The following is a 20,778-nucleotide window of genomic DNA, read 5'->3' as shown; positions in this document are numbered from 1 at the left end:
GATTATTAAACTCAAGACCTCAGTTTATCTATTGTGTTGTCTTGGATTGTTTTTGTTAATTACTATATCCGAATCGGTGATGGGTCAGGCTCCTGGCAATGTCTCTAGTGGTCTACAAGTCTGGTTTAAGGCGGATAGTGGAGTAACTGGTACGAGTGAGGTCACAGCTTGGGCAGACCAAAGTGGAAACGGCTACCACGCCGTCCTGGATAGTCAGGGGCCAGAATTGCTATCGGGAGGTTTAAATGGGAATCCAGTACTGGATTTTGACCATCTCAACGAGGAGGCGATGAAGGTCATAGGCGGTATTACAGGTACGTCAATTTCAGATTATTGGATATATGTCGTCTCAGCAGCCAATACAACAACAGGTCAAACGCCAATAATTAATGAGGAGAGTACTAGTACACGGGGTTTGGAAATTTTTCTTCCATATGCATCTCTGATACAGATGTTTAATGGAGGTGGTTCACATACTTTAGTGTCGGTGGTAGAGGAAGAGGAATATTTCCTATGGACTACTGGGTCGAGCAACAGCACGAGTACTCCTTCAGGAACCAATTGGGCCACTTATCAAAATGGTAAAATACTGGGAACCCAGAATCAGGCTTTTGCTTCAGCAGGGATAAACGCAGATCTTTTTATTGGAAGAAGATTTTTAGTGGATAACCCTAATCATGCTGATGTATCCATCGCTGAGATGATCATCTACACAACGCCCCCTACGCAATCTGAGCAAGACAAAATACACAGCTATCTGGCCATCAAATACGGAATCACTATAGATGATTTTGATGGTGGTACAGCTGGAGATTATCATTCATCAAACGGTACTACTTTTTGGGATGCTTCAGTCAATACTACTTTTCACAATGATGTCGCAGTAATCGGACGAGATGACGATTCTGGATTGGATCAGAGAGCGTCACAGAGTGCAAATTCAACGAGTACATTATCAATGACCACTGGCGGACCCTTAGCTTCTGATCAAAGTTTCTTGGCCTGGGGCCACAACAACAGCTCAGGAACTTCTACCTCAGTACCTATTGGCTACGATACTCGCCTCAGCAAGGTATGGAAAACTGTGGTTTCAGGCACTGCTGAGGTGGTATCAGTCACGGTGGATTTAAATGGTACTGGACTTTCAACTACAGATGATGAAACACTCTATGGTTTACTTCTAGATGACGACGGAGATTTTTCCAATGGAGGTACCTCTATACATACCTTAGGTGGTTCCAGATCAGGCACGGAAGTAACCTTTACGGACGTTACTTTTACCAACAATCAATATTTTACTTTTGCGACCAGATCTTCTGTTCCAGGTGGAGTGAGTGCTGGTCTGGAGTTGTGGGTTAAGGCAGATGAAGGAGTTACAGGTACCACTTCAGTGAGCCATTGGGCTGACCAGAGCGGCAATAGTAATCATGCGAGTACAGCCGATTCTGATCCCGAATTGACAGAGGATCAAATCAATTTCAACAAAGCCATAGTATTTGATGGAGATGATGCCTTGAGTGGAGACTGGACTTTCAACGCCTCAACCCTCAGTGTAATCATGGTGGGAGAGATAAACGCCTCGGCAGGAAGTTGGGGTAGGCTTTTTTCGGCAAGTAAATCTGGCGTGAATGATATAAATGTTTCTTCCTTTGTAATTGAGAGAAACTCGTCTAACGATTATATATCCAATTATAGTGGAGATCCAGTGGTCGACCCGGCTATTACAATTGATGGGTCACCTCATATCTATACTGTACAAACTGACATAGGATCTTCTCTTTGGCAGGCTGCCAGTGATGGTAGGAGTTTTACGTCAGTAAGCAGGTCGGGCGCATTTGACATTGAGGGATTTTCGATTGGAAAAAGGGCCTATACAACCGGCAGTTTTTTCGAAGGAGAAATTGGAGAAATAGTCGTTTTCAAGTCTGAATTGTCGATCACAGACCGAACTAAAATCGAGAGCTACCTGGCGATCAAATATGGCCTTACCCTTGACGCTTCAGGAGGAGGAACACAAGGGGATTATGTGGCCTCTGATGGTACCGACATTTGGGATGCCTCAGTCAATGCTACTTATCACAATGATCTAGCGGTGATCGGCCGTGATGACCTATCAAGTCTAAGCCAACAAAAAACAAGAAGTATCAATTCTGCCAGCAGTCTCACAATAGATAAGGGAGAGGCGTTTGGATCAGATTTGAATTTTATAGCCACTGGTCACAACAATAGTACAGGCATTAGTAGATCAGTTCCATCCGGCATTGGTCAAAGAATGAATAAGCTTTGGAAGGCTGCTGTACTAGGCTCTCCAGGGACGGTTTCTATCACTATTGATATTGCAGGAACGGGTCTTCCAGAAAATTTAGGTTCGTCGCTATATGTTTTATTGGTAGATTCAGACGCAGACTTGTCCAATGCCACCGTACATACCACCGGCGTGTCTCGATCGGGCACTGAGGTTACATTCACCGGAGTGAGCTTATCAAATGATAATGTATTCACCGTGGCGACCAAGCCCATCCCAGGAGGAGTAGATAATTTGGAATTTTGGTTTAAGGCCGATGCCGGGGTGACCGGTACCACATCAGTCAGCAGCTGGGCAGACCAAAGCGGAAATGGAAATGATGCGAACGTGGCTACATCTGATCCTGAGCTTGCTATACATCCATTGAATTACAACTACAATATTGTATTCGATGGAGACGATGCTTTGAGTGGCACATGGAATTATGCAAATTCTACACTTACAGTAATTGTGGTAGGAGAAATGCTTAGCACCACTGCTGATTGGGGAAGATTGTTTTCAGCAACTAAGCCTGGGGGCAATGATGCCGATCTATCATCCTTTGTGATTGAGAGAGATTTGAATAATGATAATATAGCCAACTTCAGTGGAAATCCTGTAAAGGATCCTGAAAATACAATTGATGGATCGCCGCATATCTATACGGTACAAACCAACGCTGGATCTTCACTATGGCAGGCTGCAAGTGATGGGCGGAATTTTACTACGGCCTCCAGATCTGGTGCATTTGATATAGAAGGTTTTTCTATTGGAAAACGAGCGTTTGCATCAAATTTTCTTAAAGGCTCGATATACGAAATTATTGGATACAGTCAAGAATTATCAGGTGACCAACGGAAAAAAATTGAATCTTATCTTTCAATTAAATATGGAATTGCCCTGGACGCAGGGGATGGAAGTCAAGGAGATATTCAACTGTCGAATGGAAGTCTGATTTGGGACGCCTCAGCTAACTCTTCTTATAACAACGATGTGGTATCGATTGGCTATGATATGATGACTGGGTTGTCACAAAAGCAATCGACGGCAGCTAATGACAGTCTCAAAATCTTTGTAGGCACACTTGCTGCGACAAATCAGGCTAATGCTGGTGTGATTACCAATGATTTATCGGGAATCGCACTGGGTCATGATGGAGAGATATTGCAAGGGGATAGAGAGGTGGAAGCACCAGCAGGTATTCATAAGCGATTTGGAAGAGTTTGGAAAATTCAGAACGAGAACTTTAGTGATGAATATAGTCTTGAGTTTGAATGGGATGTGATAGGTGCTTTTGACATCAATCATATGAGATTGTTAGTGGATGATGACGGTGATTTTACCGACGCTGCAATATATGGTGCTCCTGACGTCATTTTTTCTAATGGTTCCATCATAGTATCGGGTATTGGGCCAGATGAAATCCCAATGGATGAGTCTTCCTATATCACATTGGCCTCTGTTGACAATGATACGCCATTACCAATAACCTATAGAAGTTTCAAAGCTGGTGCTACAGCTGACTATACCGTAGAGTTGAATTGGCAAACCGCCACTGAAATTAATAATGATTTTTTTACCATTGAACGATCAGAGGATGCACTAGACTGGTCAGCAATGCAAAACATTGACGGTGCGGGCAGTACTACTCAGGTCATCTCATACCAGGCTGAAGACTTGGAGCCAATCCAGGGAATTTCATACTACAGGATAAAACAGACCGACTTTGATGGGCAATATTCTCATTCTGAAATTAAGAAAGTAATAATTGAACACGAGCATGAAAAGCAGGTTAATATTCATCCAAATCCTGCTGAAGATTTAATTACGATTGACGGTGACATACAAGACATGAATTCGCTTAGGCTAATTGGCCTGATAGGTCAGGATTTGACCAGACACTGTCATGCGACTAAGATACATGATCAACGAATCGAAATAGATATTTCTGACTTGCCTGAAGGCATATATATGTTGAAAACAGAGTACAAGACATTCAGAATCATAAAATTCTAGCTAGTCGAGCCTGCTAAGGAATTGCGCTTTCCTGACTGAATTGATTATCAACTAGAGAATAATTTATTATGAGACTTTATACTTGTTGTATTGACTGTAGAAGAGATATATCTTTCTATGAAAACGCTAAGGATCGCTATGCCCTGGCAATAATACGTGGTCAAAGCTTTGAACTGATTTGTGAAAATTGTGATAAACTAAGTTACTACCATGTAAACCAGATTAGAATGGACCAAAACAAAGCCATTACGCTAGGTATTTTATCCTTATTAATTGGTTGTGCAATGGGGCTTATTTATTACTTCTGGCCACAATTGACCCGGGCTCCAATTGTTTTGGTGATTTGGGGATTGATTGGAATGCTGGGTGTACTTTTTCTAATTTATCAAGAGATCACAACAAAGCACAAAAGCCAGGTTGTTTATTTCAATCGTAGAATTTATAGATAGAGCTCAGGATACATATTTTGCTATTTTCTTGTCCGTTACGCGACGTTTTGTAAATTTAATCATTGGTTCCGGGATTGAGCCCGGGTACTGGATCGATTAGCACGAAGCCAGCACTGCCAGTGGGAGAATAGGATAATGGATGATAAAAAAACCACTCGCCTATGGAATTCTAAATTTCATATAGGGTATGTGTTCGTATTGTTTGCGTTGGTAGTAGTTTTTTTCTTCCGATTCAAAATTGCACATAACGAGATGGACGTCATCCCTTTCGCCAGAGCCGCTTTCAATCAAGGTTGGCTAGAGAATGATTGGTACCTGAGCCTCAAAATCCCCTATAGATTTCTTTTTAACTATCCGGTTGGACTGCTTGCCGAATCTGTTGGCTTTACTTGTGCTATTTTCATCGGAAGAGTCATTTCCTATTTGTTTCTATCGTTTGCACTCTTGACGCTTATACGCACGCTCAGTGAAACGACTCCCGCTCTACTTTACATTGTCGCAATTGTGCTTTTTTTTAAGTTCTTCCCTTATGGTATGGGAGCAGGAGAGTGGATGGTTGGTGGCTTGGAAACCAAAGTATTTGCCTATGGCTTTGCCATATTATCACTGGCCTGTTTCCTCCGAAAACGCCACAAAGAAGGATTGCTTTTTGCTGGGCTTTCCCTTTCTTTTCATATGCTCATTGGGCTGTACCACCTCATCTGTTTGATCCCAATCATCATTTATTATCAGGATGTTCAGCGAGAATACGTTCCAACCCTATTTAAATCACTGCCCCTATTCTTGATAGCTGGAGCTGCTGGGATCTATGGAGTTTTCCATCAGATGTTTTTAGTAGAGCAAGATATAGGCAATCAGGGCTGGTACACCTATGTCAATCTTAGCGTGCCTCATCATGTACTTCCTCCGTCATTTTCGAATCGAATCTGGATCTTATTTCCGCTCTTTTTTATTATCCAGCTAAGCCTGCTGAATTGGGGCAGCAAACTTGCTAAACTCGTCTCGGCCTATGCGATAACCTCTGGTGTTGTTTTTATAATTGGCCTTGTCATTTTCGTTTTTTTTGGTCAGCATCCGATGCTCAGATTTTACTTCTTTCGATATGCGGATATCATGCTGCCAATGCTTACTTTGTTGAATTTGGTCACATTTGGATATGAGAAATTGTCTTCATTCTCAATGAAGAATCAACTCAAAATGAACGTAATATTGATAGCCACCATCCTGGCCTTGACAGTGCCACGAATACGGTTTATTCTTACTGAAACCACAATTGATCTACAAACAATAAAATCGAGAACCTCTAAAGATTTGGAAATGGAGAATTGGGTACAACGCCACACACCTACTGACAAAGTCTTCGTGGTGTCTCCCGATGATATATTTTTCTACATCAATGCCCAAAGGCCTATGTTCGCATCCTTGCGACACTCTCCGCAAAATGCTGATGACCTAGTAGATTGGCATCAAAGGATGAAAGCACTGAATGCAGGGAAAGATTTTGACAATAAGCATGTGATAGCAAACAACTACAAGCGACTGACAGAGAATGACATAAAATCACTGGCGAGCCTAGATCCAAACATTGGATTTCTCCTAATGCCAAGCACTAATTTGCTGGACTTTTCTATTGTGCATAGGACGGACCAATCCATATTGTATGCCATAGATCATCTGACACAACTATAGGATAATTCGCTGAATTTAGCCGATAGAATATAAATTTCTAAAGCATTTGCCTCACCAATTTGCCAAGAATAAGTTAGCTTAACTTTATTATGATGGAAATAATCAATACAACACTCTGGTTTTCTTTTCTTGGTACGGTACTGATCATCGGGGTCACACCCGGACCTAGCGTATTGCTGGCATCGGCCAATAGTATGAGCTACGGAGCCAAAAGAACTGTAGGGACGATATTGGGTGACCTTTCTGCAAATGCAATCCAAATTGCTCTTTCAGCACTTGGACTGGCTTCGATTGTAGTGACGTCTGGGGAAATTTTTGGCTTGATCAAATGGGCAGGAGTGGCCTACTTGATATACATGGGAGTCACTAAAATAATGATGAAACCCAAGGTCGGGATGTTTAACAAAACTATATCCGATAAGAGTTTTCTAAAACTCTACAGCGAGGGTTTTCTAATGTCCGCTTCCAATCCAAAGGCGATTGTTTTTTTTGCCGCACTTTTTCCCTTGTTCATTGATCAAAATTATTCATTTCTGCCCCAGGTAGTCATTCTCGGATTGTCGTACCTCATGATAGACGGAATTTGTCTACTGATATATGTCAAATTTGCCTCCAGGCTCAAGGTATATTTGGAAGACAAGGAGAAAATACATTTTCAGAATAGAATAATTGGGGCCTTATTAATCTTAAGTGGGCTCATGTTGTCCACAGTTCGGCGAACTACAAATTAATTACCCAAAGTAGCTACTCTTCCTCAAAGTGTGATTTCTTCAAACAATGTTGCACCTAAAAGCAAAACCTACCCCTTGATTGGATGATAGCAGCATCCGCAAGAAGTAGGTTTATCATTTTGAGTTATTGACCTATAGAATTTTTGTTAGACGTAGTACCAACTACTCGTCTTTCAGTACATCTACAGGGTTTAGCCTGGCGGCGTTGATCACCCTGTAACTCACCGTGAGGAAAGTAAAAAGCATAACAACTAAACCGGCTATAAGAAAAACTACTACTGAAATATTTTCTTTGTATGTAAACAGACTCGACCATTCGCTCGCAAAGTAATAGGCAAACGGAGTAGCGACTACAAATGCAATGAGTACCTGTTTACCATATGATTTAAATAATAGAGCGACCAGTTGCAGGCCTGAAGAACCTAATACTTTTCTGACACCAATCTCTTTTTTTCGTCTATCGATCATGTAGGACGTAATCCCAAATAATCCGAATCCAGCGATAGTCAGCATGATGATAGCACCTATACCAAAGAGTTCACCTATGCGCTGGTCATTCACGTAGAAGTTGTTGAGCTGACTGTCGAGAAAGTGCCACTCTATAGCTGTTTCACTGTCAAATTTGTCGTGTACCGCGGTGAGGCCAGTGAGAGTCTCGTTGAAATTCGAGGTCGACAGTCTAAAAGAAAAGTAGTCAATGGCGGTCACCTGATTCGCCCAATAGCCCAAGGCCAGTGGAGCGATATCGCTATGGAGTGATTGAAAGTGGAAGTCTTTCACAACGCCAATAACTTGTACGGGTCCAGAATTTCTAGATGATAAGTATATAGTTTGACCCAATGGATTCTCAAGATTTAACGCTTTTACAGCAGCCTCATTTAGAATTACTTTGGTGGAGTCGCTGATTTTATTCCCACTAAAATTGGAGCCATCCAATAGTTCGAACTGATAGGTTTCTATCATGTCTCTATCCCAGCACATATAGTAGCTTTCCAGTGAATCGGTAGATGCCTGATGAGACTTGAAATTTACTCTTCTGATATTTTTCCATTCACCAGGGACACGGGAGGAAGCAGCCACGCTGGCCACGCCAGGCACCTGGCTAAATTCTGTTTTCATCGCTTTGAAATTTCTCCTCACATTACCGGAGTTGATATCCACGACCAGCAGATTTTCTTCGTTGAACCCAAGAGCTTTGTTTTCTATGTATTGCATCTGTTGGTAGATGACCAGCGATCCCACCAGCATGACCATACTGATGGCAAATTGTATAATGACCAAGCTACTACGCACGCTCATCGAATTAGACTTCACTTCTCCCTTTAGACTTGCTACCGGTTTCAAATTGGACAGAACCAATGCAGGATAAAGCCCGGAAAGTGTACCCAAAAGCAACGTGATAGAGAAGATAATCAGTGATATATGGAAGATATTCTCACTATCCAGGGCAAATTGCTTTCCAGCAACAACATTGAAGTAAGGCAGCAATATTTCAATCAGGAATACAGATAGACCAAAAGAGAAGACAGCTAGTACGATTGATTCTATTAGAAACTGCGTCATCAGCTGAGTTTTGCTGGCGCCACTTACTTTTCTAAGTCCTATTTCTTTGGCTCGTTGAGTAGATTTTGCGGTCGAAAGATTGATATAGTTGATGCATACCACAATCATGATGAATAAGGCAATCCCGATAAAAAGATTGATATAGAAAATATTGCCGTTGGCTTCACTAATACCATATTGGATATCCGCCGATTTGAGGTATATATCATCCAAATTCTGCAGATCAAATTTTCTAACCTCAGGCGTATTTTCTTTATCGTATTTACTGATCAGTGCAGGAAACTGTGCTTTGATCTCCTTTACATTGGAACTCTTGTCAAGCAGTATGTAAGAATAGGCACCATATCTTTCCCATGATTTTAAGTATTCAGGCCATCCGCCTTCGTCCAGAATAGAGTTGTAAGAGAACATCACGTCAAACTGGAGGTGGGAATTTTGAGGAAGATCTTTTAATACTGCTGTTACCTTGCAGTCATTCATTTCTATCCATTTCATCGTTTGACCGATAGGGTTTTGATTTCCAAAAAACCGCTTGGCTGCAGTCTCGCTCAATACTATGGAGTTGACCTCTCTCATGGCGTCTGACTTGCTGCCAGCTACAAATTCGAAATCAAAGAAATCGAAAAAGTTGGCTTCACCGAAAATGTAGTTTCGTTCTTGTATTTTTTCTCCTTCCCAGTTGATATCCATGTGTCCGCCGGGCTGAAATACCCTTGTATTGGCCGCAACCCCAGGTATGTCGTTGGTCATGGCTATGGCAACGCCTGGAGAAGTTTGACCATACTGATCAACTTTATCTGGATTACTATGATCAGATTCGATGATTCTGTATATCTGCTCGTGTTGGCTATGGAATTGATCATAGGTCAATTCATCCCCTACATAAAAAAGAATAAGAGACGCACAGGTAATTCCAATCGAGAGGCCAAGAATGTTGATCAAAGCATAGGTCTTATTTTTGATCAAGGTTCTAAATGCAATTTTGAAGTAGTTTTTAAGCATAGTTGTGGTTTTTTACCTTGGTTTTCAAATAACGTGCCGATTGTCTTAACTATCAGATAATCAGATTGATACATGGATTTTATACTCTCCCGTTTTGTTCGTTTTCGTTCATATGGTGTTCGAAACCCTCTGATTCTCTCAATCCTGTAATTGATCGTGCCTATTGTGCTGTCTGTCGGGAGTTGGCTTTTTTTACTTTTCGTTTAGGGTATCTTCAATTAAAATATAATGCTATGTCAAAACTCAAATTAGGTGGTATACTGCTTTTGCTATTGTGGTGTGGTGCCTGTAGTCCCTACACTGCAGAACAGACTGCAGAGCTGACTCGTGGCAAGGAAGTATATATTGCTCATTGTCTGAGCTGTCACGGTGCTAATGGTAAAGGTCTGGGCGGAATCTACCCTGGCCTTATTCGAGAATCGATCACCCCAGACTATTCTGCCAGAGCACGATACCTTATCGAAAATGGCTCACCAGCTACGGGAGGCATGCTTCCCGTTCCGATTACTCAGAAAGAAATCACAGAAGTGATCAACTATATCCAGAATGCCTGGGGCAATGAGGCAGAATTTCTATCCAATCCATCTTCAACTCAAATCTCCAAAAATTAAATGGCTAATTATCTACTTACAATCAACGGACAGCAGACGAGTGTCGAAGCGGATGCAGACACTCCGCTACTTTGGGTGATCAGAGACACCCTGAAATTATACGGTACAAAATACGGATGCGGTATTGCTCAGTGTGGCGCTTGCACAGTCCATATCGATGGGACTCCGGTGCGCTCTTGTGTGGTTCCTATTTCCCGAATGGAAGGTAAAAAGATCATTACAATAGAGGGCTTGTCAAAAACAGGTGACCATCCAGTACAGGAAGCCTGGAAGTCTATAGACGTGCCACAGTGTGGATATTGTCAGAGTGGACAGATCATGTCTGCGGTGGCCTTGCTCGATCGTATTCCAGTCCCTTCAGAAGAGGACATACAGCGCGCTATGAAAGGAAATATTTGCCGATGTGGCACCTATCCAAGAATCGTCAAAGCTATACAGCAGGCAGCTAAACCTCAGGACTCATGAAAGCAACAAGAAGAAATTTTTTGAAAGTTACCTCCCTGGCTGGAGGTGGATTGATGCTTGCAGGGGCCATTCCCGGAATGGGCAAAATATTGACTCAGGATGAAGAGTCAGTCTTGTCATCCTTCAATCATTTTATAAGTATCGATTTGGAAGGAAACGTAGTGTTCCAACTGACCGCCCATGAAATGGGGCAGGGATCTGGCACTGGTCTGCCAATGATCATGGCAGAGGAGTTGGGAGCCGATTGGTCAACGGTGACCATTGAAAGAGCCGATTATGACAAAAAATATGAAGGGCTGATTCGAGAAACTACAGGTGGTAGCGGCACCATTTCTTTTTATTGGGATAGCCTGCGCAATATGGGAGCGACCGTCAGGGAGCTTCTAAAAGCTGCTGCTGCCAATCGATGGCAAGTATCTACCGAGGGACTAAGTGTGTCCAATGGATTTGTAATCGATTCAGGATCGGATAGAAAATTATCCTTTGGTGAGCTGGCAGCTGAGGCCGCAACATTAGAAGTGCCTAAAGAGGTCGAATTAAAGTCGCCTGCCGATTTCAATCTGATTGGCAAGCCGGTAAAAAACCTTATCACCGATAAGGTCGCCATGGGTCAGGGCAACTATGGGATCAATATGGATTTACCCGACATGCTATATGCCTCTATTGAAAAATGTCCGGTATACAAGGGCAAGTTGATCAAGTTTGATGCAGCAGAGACTTTGAAGGTCAATGGGGTGATCGATGTGATCAGCGTTCCTACACTGGAGTCAACCGAGGATGAAATTCATGTTCAGGAAGGCGTAGCGGTGATCGCTACTTCGACATGGGCTGCTTTTAAAGGACGCAAATCTCTGAAGTGTGATTGGGATCTGGGTGATAATGAAAACAACGACAATGAAAGGCTCAATGCAGCAGTAGAAACTGCAGGTAAGAAGTGGGAAAAGCCGGTCTACTCTGTAGGCAAATATGACGAACTCAAAGATCTCGAAGACTATCGGGAGATAAAAGCTACCTATATCAATCCTCATCAAGCGCATGCCCTCATGGAACCCATGAATGCTACTGCGCATTACAACGGCCAAACATGCGAAATATGGGTAGGTACTCAGAATGCGACTAAGGTGGTTGTAAATGTGGCCAAGGCAGTAGATATTCCAGCGGATAAGATAAAAGTACATGTTCAGAATTCGGGCGGATCTTTCGGGCGTAGATACTATCCTGATACTTCGATAGAAGCGGCCTATCTATCTAAGCAACTCAAGAAACCGATCAAGCTGACCTGGACCAGAGAGGATGGAATCAGACATGACTATTTTCATCCCTACCAAGTGTCCCATTTTAGTGGATTGATCAAGGAAGATGAAGTCATTGGTATGCAGTTGAAAATGGTGAAAACCGCAAGTTATGCCTCAGGAGATAATCTATGGGAACAGCCGTATGACTTGGGCCATCTCGATACTTTTATCAATCCTATTGATAATTTAGTACATCAAGGGGCATGGCGAAGTGTACAGGTTCACTCCAGCTCACTGGGCAAAGAGTGCTTTATTGACGAGCTCGCTATAGAACTGAAAAAGGATCCGCTGGAATTGCGCAACGTGCTATACTCAAAGCCGATCGAATACGTGGCCTTTGATCGGCCCACACCACCAGGGGAACAGGATTTTGGTGAATTGGTGATGGATTTCAGAACTGATCTTAGGAGAAGGAATCGCAGCGTGATGGAGTATATCAGTGCGAATAAGCTTTGGGATAGAGCGAAGTCTGCGGGCAAAGGTCGGGGCTTCGCCATCGATGATTTCTTTGGAAGGACCGTCTGTGCTCATATCGTAGAGGTGGAAAAAGACAATTCGGATTGGGGCATAAAGATTACCAAGATTACCAGCGTACTTGATTGTGGCATTGTAGTCAATCCACATTTTGGGCGAGGCCAGGTAGAAGGGAGCATCATATATGCACTCTCTGCTTTGAAATATGGATCTATCGATCTAAAAAATGGAAAGGTCCAACAGAGCAATTTTCATAACAATAAGCTGCTTCGAATAGATGAGGTGCCGGAGATAGAAGTTCATTTTGTGCCGAGTGAAGAAACTCCTCGAGGGCTAGGTGAGCCAGCTACGCCGCCATTGGCTCCGGCAGTGCTCAATGCCATATTTGACGCCACGGGTAAGAGAATTCGCAAAGTACCGGTATACAAAGAAGATCTCTTAGCATAGCATTGGCAAGGCAGCCAAAAACTAATATTGACTAGGCCCTCGGGCTCGTATTCTTTTGCTAACCCTTAATTTTTTGCTTCTCTTTGTTCTTTATTGGCACCGATAAGGTAAATGTCGTACCCTTTCTTTGACTGCTCTCCATGTGGATATCGGCACCAAGTAGTTTGCAGTTTTCTTTGACAATGAATAGCCCAAGACCAGAAGAATGTTCGCTAGCTGTAGGTTTGGCTGATAGCTTTTGAAACCGTCTGAATAGCTTTTTTTGATCTTCAGCGTTGATTCCAGGTCCCTGATCTCTAACCCGATAGTGCAGCTGCTCATTCTCTTGAAATACACTAATCTCTACGGTGGATTTTAGTGGTGAAAATTTAATAGCATTAGAGACCAAATTGTTCAGCGCTCTACAAAGCAATTTCATATCTGATTCGATTGTGATCAATTCTTTCGCCGCAAGCAAAACAAGGTTGATTTCCTTAGCTTGTGCTTGATTGATAAACTGACTGATGATAATCTCAGCGATCTCTACTCCATTAAGTTGAATAGGTTTAAACTTTGTAAGTCCCTGCTCTAGTTGATTGATTTCCTGTAAGTCTGTTACAAGATTGAAAGCTACATTTAACGAATTTTTCATCATATCTGAGATTACGTGATCATCGGTCATAGACTCAGATAGATCCAGCAGACCGCTAAGGTTATTGAGTGGAGATTTTAAATCATGAATCAAAATAGAACTTAGTTTTTCGCGCTCATCCAATAGTTCCTGCAACTGCTTGTTTTTTTCGTCTAATTGTTCCTCATATTCCAATCGAGAAATGTGCTGTCCTACCCATTGGCCTAGGTAAAGTACAAAATCACGATCAAACTGATTAAACGGAACTTTTCTCGGTATGCTTGATGAGAAATTGAGCGTGCCATAGCGTTTTCCTGATACCAGTATAGGCACCCCAATGTAGGCTTCTAACTGTGTGGCAGTATAACATGGGTGACCGACAAACTCGGAGGTTCCGATATGATCCAGATCCACAATATTGTTGCTTGCATAGGTCAGACTACAATAGGTCTCTTGGAGTGCAAATTCCTGCCCCTTGACCAGACTTGTATTGGCTTCAGTATAAATGTCTTTTATCTCATAAGCATCGCCTTCGATTTGGCTAATGATACCTATTTCCATATCAACCAACTTTAGGGCTAGTTTCAATACCTTTTCAAAGTGAAAGGAATGATCTCCAGACAGCTCAGTAAAAAGCTTGAAAACCTGATTCATTCTTTTCTTCGCACGTTGCTCAGAACTTAAGGGTTCGGTCATAATTTTTCAATTACTCATTTTGATACACAATCTGAGATATTGAGATGGATGGGTATGTGAATCTAGGTGTTAGACAAAAGAGTGACGATCCTTTTCGATGAGTGAACCGTTTTGCTCGTTTACTGCTTTATATTTGCTAAAAATACTTAAACAACTGAAAATGAAACTTGGAATAGTTATATACTCAGATCACGCAGAAACGGTGTGGAATGGTTTTAGATTAGCGAATTTTGCCTTGAAAAAGAGAGATGAAGTGAAGGTTTTCCTCTTGGCCAATGGGGTGGAAGCTGAGTCGCTTTCTAATGACAAATTCAATGTAAAAGAGCAGATGGAGCAGTTTGTGGCTGATCATGGTGAAATATTGGCTTGTGGTACTTGCCTGAAGATAAGGAATTCGGAAGGCACAGAATTATGCCCGCTGTCTACCATGGCTGATCTCTATGATTTGATAGACCAATCAGATAAAGTACTAAGCTTATAAGAATCGTATTATAACAAAGTCACGGAATCGCCAATTTTGATTTCTCCGTCTTCTTTTACCCTGGCGGTAATCCCACCATGTCCACGCATTGCACTGTATCCGCCTGGACCCAGATTTTCTTCCATTCGATTGCAGGGTGCACAGATGCCTGAAGTTTCGAAAACGGCCTCACCAATTTTGAATTTTTGTGATTTTAATGAAAGCAGGTTAATACCAGATACCACGATGTTTCTTCTAGTGAGTGCCGGATCGATAGACTCTCTTCCTAATATAGCAGATACAGCATCGAGATGTTCTTTTTGTATCAAGGTGACCTGCCGTTTGCCTGAGATACTGCCTTTAAAATGATCGCCTTTCAATCCTGTCTTAAGCTCTGCCACGACCGCTGGTACGGCCATGGGAAATGCTTTGCGTTCCTCTCGGATACCGATCCACTCCACCTTTCCTACCTGTGGAATACTCCTTAGCAATTGTTTCATTACAGGTTCATCGTATGACATATCCAGCTTGTTTTTGACAAATATAATTGAATAAAAAAACGACCACCCTATGGGTGGTCGCTCGAATATAACCATTAATCAAAAATCTTAAATCATTCGTCTCTGAGGCATTCCGCAGGGTTGATATGAGCTGCTTTTAGTGCCTGAGAGCCTACGGTAATCCAGGCGATGAGTAGAGATACAAAGCCAGCTCCTATAAAAAACCAGGCCTCAAGGCCGATTCTAAAGGCAAACTGATCAAGCCAGTCATCGACGAAATAGTAGCTAATAGGTAAGGCAAGAACTATTGCCAATCCGACAAGTTTTGTAAAATCAGATGAGAGCAGATATACAATATTCAACACACTAGATCCTAGCACCTTTCGGATGCCAATTTCCTTCTGCCTTCTTTCGGCCGTAAAACTGGCTAGTCCAAACAGACCAAGACAGGAAATAATGATGGCCATACCTGCAAAATATCTCGATAGGGTAGATACCCGCTGTTCTGCCTTGTAGAGTGATTCGTACCTCTTATCCATAAATTCATATTCCAAAGTAAAGCCAGGATTAAAGTTCGTATAGAATTCTTCAAGAGCCGCTAGGGTGTTTTTCTCAGCGCCAGCCTGTATTCTAGCCATGATGTACCACGTATTCTCTGGCGAAAGGATAAAAAACAATGGTTTGACCTCGTTGTGCAGGGATTGAAAATGAAAGTCCTTTACCACCCCTACAATTTCCAATTTATTCTCTCCCCACAGGGTAATAGATTGCCCAATCGGATCTTCGAGTCCCATCACCTTGATGGCGGCCTCGTTGAAAATGATTTTTGAGCTGTCGGTGCTAAAGTCTCTGGAGAATGGGCGACCCTCTTTGAATTTTATATCCAGAGTCTTAAACACGTCGTAGTTGCATCTCACATTTTCGAATAGAATGTTAGCTTCAGGATCTTTCCCTTCCCATTCCAACCCGGAGGTGTTATTGTTGCTGTACAACAGGATATGTCCGGTACTGGTAGCAGATACTATTCCTGGTATGGATTTCATTTGATCCAGAAAGGTGTCTACGTTTTTTTCCACCTTACCCTCTTGAGAGAAGTAGATCATGTTGTCGTTGTCATAACCGAGGCTTTTGGTTTGCACGTATTCGATTTGCTTGTAAATCACCATCACAGACACGATCAATATTATGGAGAGGGTAAACTGGAATACTACCAGGCCTTTTCGCGCCCAGAGCTCAGCGATCGAGCCTCTGATTTCACCTTTCAATACTTTCACTATAGTGAAACCTGACAAATAAATGGCTGGATAACTTCCTGAAAGTATACCAGTAAGTAGCGTGAGGCCAAAAAATGAGAGCACCACCATGAGATCAAAAGAAGACGAAATTTGCTTGTCTGTGATGTCGTTGAACTGCGGTAGAAATAGAAACACGACGGTCACCGAGACCGCAAATGAAATCATGGTCAGTAGCAGAGATTCTGTCATGTACTGCGCTATGATGGTGGACTTAGGCGCACCCACAGCTTTTTTGATGCCAACCTCTTTTGCTCGACGTGAAGCCCTGGCCGTCGATAGATTCATAAAGTTGATACAGGCGATCATCAGGATAAAAACCGCGATAATGGAGAACAAACGAACATATTCAATCCTTCCGCCAGCTTCTACTCCGTTTTCATATCGACCGTATAAGTATCTGTCCGAATACTTCTTGAGAAACAGCGTCACATTTGAGTCCTCATTTTTGATTTTCACAAAACCTGCGATTTTTTCTACGACTTCATCCGCGGAGACCCCGTCTTGTAGCACAACATAGGTTTTCGGACCATTGTTGCCCCAATTGCTAATCCAGCTATTCTCGTCTACAAATTTTTGAAACGGAATGACGAAATCGAAGATAAAACTTGAATTGTTCGGAGGTTTTTTAAATACACCAGAGATCAAGTACGATTCATTTTGATTCAGCTTCAAAGACTTTCCAACGACCTCGTCAGCTGATCCAAATATTCGAGCCGCCAACTCATCAGATATCACAATAGTTTGCTTATCCATCAGCACTTGGTCGGCTTGACCAGCGATGAGCTCATAGGAGAATATTTTGAAAAAATCGACTCCCACATGATATCCATCGGCCTTCAAATTTTTGTCCTTATGAGTCAGGGTAAACTTATTGATCCAGGTCGTCGTCGCCGAGTATTTAATATCGGGAAATTCTTCTTTGAGCGCATTAGCCAGCGGACCCGGAGTGGAGTTGGTCGTCATGATGTCAGCAGCGTACTGCTGGTGCTCCATGACCTGATAGAGATTGGTATCGTTGGCATGAAATTTATCCATGCTCATCTCATCTACTACCCACAAATAAATGAACATGGTACAAGCCAGTCCGGTAGATAGTCCAAAAAGATTGATGAAGAATGAGCTCTTGAAACGCTTGAAATTGCGAATCGAAAGTATGAGGTTGTGTTTAAACATGAGTTGAGTTTTTGGTTATATCTAATCTATTGATATAATCTAAACCCAAATAGTTGCAATCCCACCAAAAAAAATTACATCATTTCGAAATCGGCGGGCTTGTCAATCATGTTGAGAGAAAGGTATTGCGCTTCGGCCTTGCTTACTTTCTTCATTCCAAAGATTCCTCCGGAGGCTTCAGCTACAACCTTAGCCAGGTCCAATAAAAACTGATGGACTTGCTTAGCTATTTCTGGTTCTACCTTTGGCAGAATTCCGTTGAGCTGTCTTAAATACGAAGTGATGGTATGCTGACGTGTATCCAGATCAGGGGATAGATCTTCTATGTAGTTTTTGAAAATGTCTTCAAATTTGTTGGCGACTTCTTCGAAATATTCTCCCAGCTTGTCGTATCGATGCTTGGCTGTGGTGGCGTAATGGATGGCCTCAGCAATTTCGTCCTTATCGATGTCGTCGTCTGCACCAGCAATAAGTACGGCTACCATGCCTGGAGCATTCAATACTATTTCCATTTCATCGTCACGAAGCGTTCTGAATACGTTAATCATAGCAGTTATTATTTTTTTCAAAAATCTTAAAATGATAAAAAAGTGCAATTTTTATCACATAAGAACTAAGGCATCAATTTAGGTTGAATGCATGAGTATCATTAAGTATTATTTAATGAATCACGCAGTAGAGTAAAATTAGTAATATTTAGGAATGAATTGGATTCAGAAGAGATTTTCGATAAAAGTTCAATTATACTTAAAACTTCATCTTGAAATAATCATATTTAGAATAAGTAATTAAAGAAATTTTTTATATTTTTTTGATGTCGTTCTATATATTTCCTTCCTATCAGAGATATACTTTTCTGTTTTGAATCACGAGTTGCTTTTCCTTTTCCATTTTTTTTATCGAGCGAATCACAGTTTCCACCCTTAGACCCGTCATGTCGGCTATCTGTTGTCGGGTGAGGTCTACGGGATGCAAATCATTCGTATTCGGATGAATTTCATTTTTTAAGTAAGTCAGCAAAGTGAGAATTCGGTGTTCTGGATGGTTGCTGGATATTTCTGATGCCATCGTGGCCTTATAATGCAGTCTTTTGGCCAGGCTTTTCCCTACCTCCAAGCTGATTTTTGGGTTGGCTAATAATATGTTGAGAAACTTGTCTTTATTGAGTTTGTAGACACGACAATCAGTAGAGGCAATTGCACTTGCGGGATAGGTCAAGTCGGTAAGTAACGGCGGCTCGCCAAAGCTCTGACCTGCAGCGAATAAGCCCTGAACAAATTCTTGTCCTTGCGCACTAAAATTGCTCATTTTGACCTGTCCTTCGACTATTTGAAAATAGTATCGGGCCTGACCTCCTTGTCTAAAGATCCATTCGCCTTTTCTGAAGGAAACTTCAACAGCGCCAGCCTCCAAAAGTATGGGTGATGCTATCATTTTATATGGATATGATTGAGATCATAAAAAGGGTCGTTGTGCTCGGTTACTTTTGATCAAAAATACAACAAACCATGAAAATCAGAGAAGAAGAAACTATTGCCAATATCGTGAAAAAGGATTTTAGAACCGCTCAAATCTTTAATTCTCACGGCCTTGATTTTTGTTGTGGGGGCAAAAAAGAGTTGGCCGAGGCTTGCGAGGAGCAAGGAGTAGATACCCAACTCGTGATGTCTCAATTGATGCTGGCGATGACTGATAAAAATGATGAAATCACCTACGAAACGATGTCCAATACTGAGCTCATCGCACACATCGTGGAAGTGCATCACAAGTATATCGAAGAGAGTGTACCCTATCTATCACAACTGCTAAGGAAAATTGCGGAGGTTCATGGTGAGCGACACCAGGAATTAGAAACAGTCAGAGATATTTTTGATGAAGCCACAGATGCGCTTTATGACCACATGAAAAAAGAAGAGTTGATACTCTTTCCTGCTATAGTGGATATGGAGAAAGCTAAAAGTCAAGACAAACCGCTACCGCAATTGGCGTTTGGAAGCATCAGTAATCCGATACAAGCCATGGAAGGTGAACATGACTTTGAAGGCGAGTCATTCAAAAGTATCGCTCGGCTTACTGACAATTTTACTCCTCCAGACGATGCGTGTAGCACTTATCAAGTGGCGTTTGCCAAATTGAAAGAGTTTGTCGATGATCTACATCGCCATATCCACCTTGAAAACAATATTCTTTTTGAAAATGCCGTGGCGATCGAGTTGGAAATAAAAAGCAGCTAAATGCGATGAGTAGGTTATCTTCGCACGCAAATGGTGACCCTCTTTTCGTATGAACTTTCTTATTTGGCGCTGACCAGCTTCATGCTATGTGGTATCCTTATTGGCATGGCCAAGACTGGAGTGCATGGGATGGGAATGATTGCTGTGCCACTTCTGGCTGCCACTTTTGGAGGCAAAGAATCAAGTGGGTTGATGCTACCGATGCTCATCATGGCTGATGTTTTCGGTGTTGCCTACTATCATAGACATACCGAGTGGAAGCACCTGATCAAACTTTTCCCCTGGGCGATACTTGGTGTTTTGTTGGGTACTTGGATTGGAAATCATATCGACGATCAGCTTTTCAGATCAATCATGGGTATCATTATCTTCCTGAGCCTCGGAATCATGATCTGGCTAGAAAAAGTCAACAAAGACAAAATTCCAGATTATTGGTGGTTTGCGATGATATTAGGAATTACTGCAGGTTTTACCACCATGGTTGGCAATCTGGCTGGCAGCGCAATGGCCTTGTACCTGCTATCGATGCGTCTGCCCAAAAATGAATTTATTGGGACAGCGGCTTGGTTTTTTATGCTGGTTAATTGGTTCAAAGTACCATTTCATATTTGGAGTTGGCAAACCATCTCTGCCAACTCGGTCCTGTTGGACTTGACCGTACTGCCTATGATCGCTATAGGTGCATACCTTGGAATAAAGGTAATCAAGAAAATATCTGATCAGGGATTCAGATGGTTTATCATGATTATGACAGCCGTAGCCGCCGTTTTTATGGTGTTTTAAC

Annotated in this window: 16 protein-coding genes; 10 read left to right on the top strand and 6 right to left on the bottom strand. The window is 42.1% G+C overall.

Annotated elements, in window-relative coordinates:
• The first annotated feature begins 79 nt into the window (after positions 1-79).
• From ABJF11_RS19415 to ABJF11_RS19400, 4 genes are all read left to right on the top strand, one after another.
• On the top strand, positions 80-4,300 hold the full coding sequence (locus ABJF11_RS19415; protein ID WP_348121872.1) for a T9SS type A sorting domain-containing protein: 4,221 nt from the start codon (positions 80-82) through the stop codon (positions 4,298-4,300).
• Positions 4,301-4,368: 68 nt separating this feature from the next.
• Positions 4,369-4,749 carry a hypothetical protein gene (locus ABJF11_RS19410; RefSeq protein WP_348121871.1) on the top strand — a complete coding sequence of 127 codons (381 nt, stop codon included), beginning with the start codon at positions 4,369-4,371 and terminating at the stop codon, positions 4,747-4,749.
• A 135-nt stretch (positions 4,750-4,884) separates the two neighbouring features.
• Positions 4,885-6,438, top strand: coding sequence for a DUF6798 domain-containing protein (locus ABJF11_RS19405; protein ID WP_348121870.1), 1,554 nt, complete (start codon positions 4,885-4,887; stop codon positions 6,436-6,438).
• Between the two features lie 89 nt (positions 6,439-6,527).
• On the top strand, positions 6,528-7,169 hold the full coding sequence (locus tag ABJF11_RS19400; protein ID WP_348121868.1) for a LysE family translocator: 642 nt from the start codon (positions 6,528-6,530) through the stop codon (positions 7,167-7,169).
• Between the two features lie 162 nt (positions 7,170-7,331).
• Here the strand turns inward: ABJF11_RS19400 and ABJF11_RS19395 are convergent, their stop codons facing one another.
• Positions 7,332-9,734 (bottom strand): ABC transporter permease, encoded by a 2,403-nt coding sequence (locus ABJF11_RS19395; protein ID WP_348121866.1) that lies wholly within the window; start codon positions 9,732-9,734, stop codon positions 7,332-7,334.
• 233 nt (positions 9,735-9,967) lie between these two features.
• On the opposite strand from ABJF11_RS19395, the gene ABJF11_RS19390 reads away from it, so the two are divergent.
• The 3 genes from ABJF11_RS19390 to ABJF11_RS19380 are packed head-to-tail and all read left to right on the top strand — an operon-like array spanning position 9,968 to position 13,026.
• Positions 9,968-10,345, top strand: coding sequence for a cytochrome c (locus ABJF11_RS19390; RefSeq protein WP_348121865.1), 378 nt, complete (start codon positions 9,968-9,970; stop codon positions 10,343-10,345).
• A complete protein-coding gene (locus ABJF11_RS19385; protein ID WP_348121864.1) occupies positions 10,346-10,810 on the top strand; it encodes a (2Fe-2S)-binding protein in 465 nt (154 codons plus the stop codon).
• A complete protein-coding gene (locus ABJF11_RS19380; protein WP_348121863.1) occupies positions 10,807-13,026 on the top strand; it encodes a molybdopterin cofactor-binding domain-containing protein in 2,220 nt (739 codons plus the stop codon). Before ABJF11_RS19385 ends, ABJF11_RS19380 begins: the two co-directional genes overlap by 4 nt.
• 58 nt (positions 13,027-13,084) lie before the next feature.
• Here ABJF11_RS19380 and ABJF11_RS19375 read toward each other — a convergent pair whose 3' ends face one another.
• Complete coding sequence (locus ABJF11_RS19375; protein ID WP_348121861.1) at positions 13,085-14,332, bottom strand: GAF domain-containing sensor histidine kinase; 1,248 nt, start codon at positions 14,330-14,332, stop codon at positions 13,085-13,087.
• Between the two features lie 160 nt (positions 14,333-14,492).
• Between ABJF11_RS19375 and ABJF11_RS19370 the strand changes: the two genes are divergently transcribed.
• Positions 14,493-14,813, top strand: coding sequence for a DsrE family protein (locus tag ABJF11_RS19370; RefSeq protein ID WP_348121859.1), 321 nt, complete (start codon positions 14,493-14,495; stop codon positions 14,811-14,813).
• An 8-nt stretch (positions 14,814-14,821) separates the two neighbouring features.
• Here ABJF11_RS19370 and ABJF11_RS19365 read toward each other — a convergent pair whose 3' ends face one another.
• The 4 genes from ABJF11_RS19365 to ABJF11_RS19350 all read right to left on the bottom strand — a co-directional run bounded on the left by ABJF11_RS19365 (position 14,822) and on the right by ABJF11_RS19350 (position 19,194).
• Positions 14,822-15,313, bottom strand: coding sequence for an MOSC domain-containing protein (locus ABJF11_RS19365; protein WP_348121858.1), 492 nt, complete (start codon positions 15,311-15,313; stop codon positions 14,822-14,824).
• Positions 15,314-15,405: 92 nt separating this feature from the next.
• Positions 15,406-17,760, bottom strand: coding sequence for an ABC transporter permease (locus ABJF11_RS19360; protein ID WP_348121857.1), 2,355 nt, complete (start codon positions 17,758-17,760; stop codon positions 15,406-15,408).
• Positions 17,761-17,834: 74 nt separating this feature from the next.
• Entirely contained in the window at positions 17,835-18,308 is a 474-nt protein-coding gene (locus ABJF11_RS19355) for a hypothetical protein (protein WP_348121855.1), read from the bottom strand.
• Positions 18,309-18,600: 292 nt separating this feature from the next.
• Positions 18,601-19,194 carry a Crp/Fnr family transcriptional regulator gene (locus ABJF11_RS19350; RefSeq protein ID WP_348121854.1) on the bottom strand — a complete coding sequence of 198 codons (594 nt, stop codon included), beginning with the start codon at positions 19,192-19,194 and terminating at the stop codon, positions 18,601-18,603.
• A gap of 74 nt (positions 19,195-19,268) precedes the next feature.
• Between ABJF11_RS19350 and ric the strand changes: the two genes are divergently transcribed.
• Entirely contained in the window at positions 19,269-19,994 is a 726-nt protein-coding gene (gene ric, locus ABJF11_RS19345; protein WP_348121853.1) for an iron-sulfur cluster repair di-iron protein, read from the top strand.
• 30 nt (positions 19,995-20,024) lie between these two features.
• Complete coding sequence (locus ABJF11_RS19340) at positions 20,025-20,777, top strand: sulfite exporter TauE/SafE family protein (protein ID WP_348121852.1); 753 nt, start codon at positions 20,025-20,027, stop codon at positions 20,775-20,777.
• Position 20,778: the final 1 nt, after the last annotated feature.

It is taken from the genome of Reichenbachiella sp. (assembly GCF_039941815.1).
GTDB lineage: Bacteria > Bacteroidota > Bacteroidia > Cytophagales > Cyclobacteriaceae > Reichenbachiella.
Note: the sequence above shows the minus strand (reverse complement) of the source record. Positions and strands in the feature narration are given on the sequence as shown.

Excerpts from the sequence above, each read along its gene's own strand:
- ABJF11_RS19370 (WP_348121859.1), top strand. The coding sequence starts at position 14,493 with ATGAAACTTGGAATAGTTATATACTCAGATCACGCAGAAACGGTGTGG.
- ABJF11_RS19395 (WP_348121866.1), bottom strand. The coding sequence starts at position 9,734 with ATGCTTAAAAACTACTTCAAAATTGCATTTAGAACCTTGATCAAAAAT.
- ric (WP_348121853.1), top strand. The coding sequence starts at position 19,269 with ATGAAAATCAGAGAAGAAGAAACTATTGCCAATATCGTGAAAAAGGAT.
- ABJF11_RS19375 (WP_348121861.1), bottom strand. The coding sequence starts at position 14,332 with ATGACCGAACCCTTAAGTTCTGAGCAACGTGCGAAGAAAAGAATGAAT.
- ABJF11_RS19415 (WP_348121872.1), top strand. The coding sequence starts at position 80 with ATGGGTCAGGCTCCTGGCAATGTCTCTAGTGGTCTACAAGTCTGGTTT.
- ABJF11_RS19340 (WP_348121852.1), top strand. The coding sequence starts at position 20,025 with ATGGTGACCCTCTTTTCGTATGAACTTTCTTATTTGGCGCTGACCAGC.
- ABJF11_RS19355 (WP_348121855.1), bottom strand. The coding sequence starts at position 18,308 with ATGATTAACGTATTCAGAACGCTTCGTGACGATGAAATGGAAATAGTA.
- ABJF11_RS19400 (WP_348121868.1), top strand. The coding sequence starts at position 6,528 with ATGATGGAAATAATCAATACAACACTCTGGTTTTCTTTTCTTGGTACG.
- ABJF11_RS19365 (WP_348121858.1), bottom strand. The coding sequence starts at position 15,313 with ATGTCATACGATGAACCTGTAATGAAACAATTGCTAAGGAGTATTCCA.
- ABJF11_RS19380 (WP_348121863.1), top strand. The coding sequence starts at position 10,807 with ATGAAAGCAACAAGAAGAAATTTTTTGAAAGTTACCTCCCTGGCTGGA.
- ABJF11_RS19385 (WP_348121864.1), top strand. The coding sequence starts at position 10,346 with ATGGCTAATTATCTACTTACAATCAACGGACAGCAGACGAGTGTCGAA.
- ABJF11_RS19390 (WP_348121865.1), top strand. The coding sequence starts at position 9,968 with ATGTCAAAACTCAAATTAGGTGGTATACTGCTTTTGCTATTGTGGTGT.
- ABJF11_RS19350 (WP_348121854.1), bottom strand. The coding sequence starts at position 19,194 with ATGATAGCATCACCCATACTTTTGGAGGCTGGCGCTGTTGAAGTTTCC.
- ABJF11_RS19405 (WP_348121870.1), top strand. The coding sequence starts at position 4,885 with ATGGATGATAAAAAAACCACTCGCCTATGGAATTCTAAATTTCATATA.
- ABJF11_RS19360 (WP_348121857.1), bottom strand. The coding sequence starts at position 17,760 with ATGTTTAAACACAACCTCATACTTTCGATTCGCAATTTCAAGCGTTTC.
- ABJF11_RS19410 (WP_348121871.1), top strand. The coding sequence starts at position 4,369 with ATGAGACTTTATACTTGTTGTATTGACTGTAGAAGAGATATATCTTTC.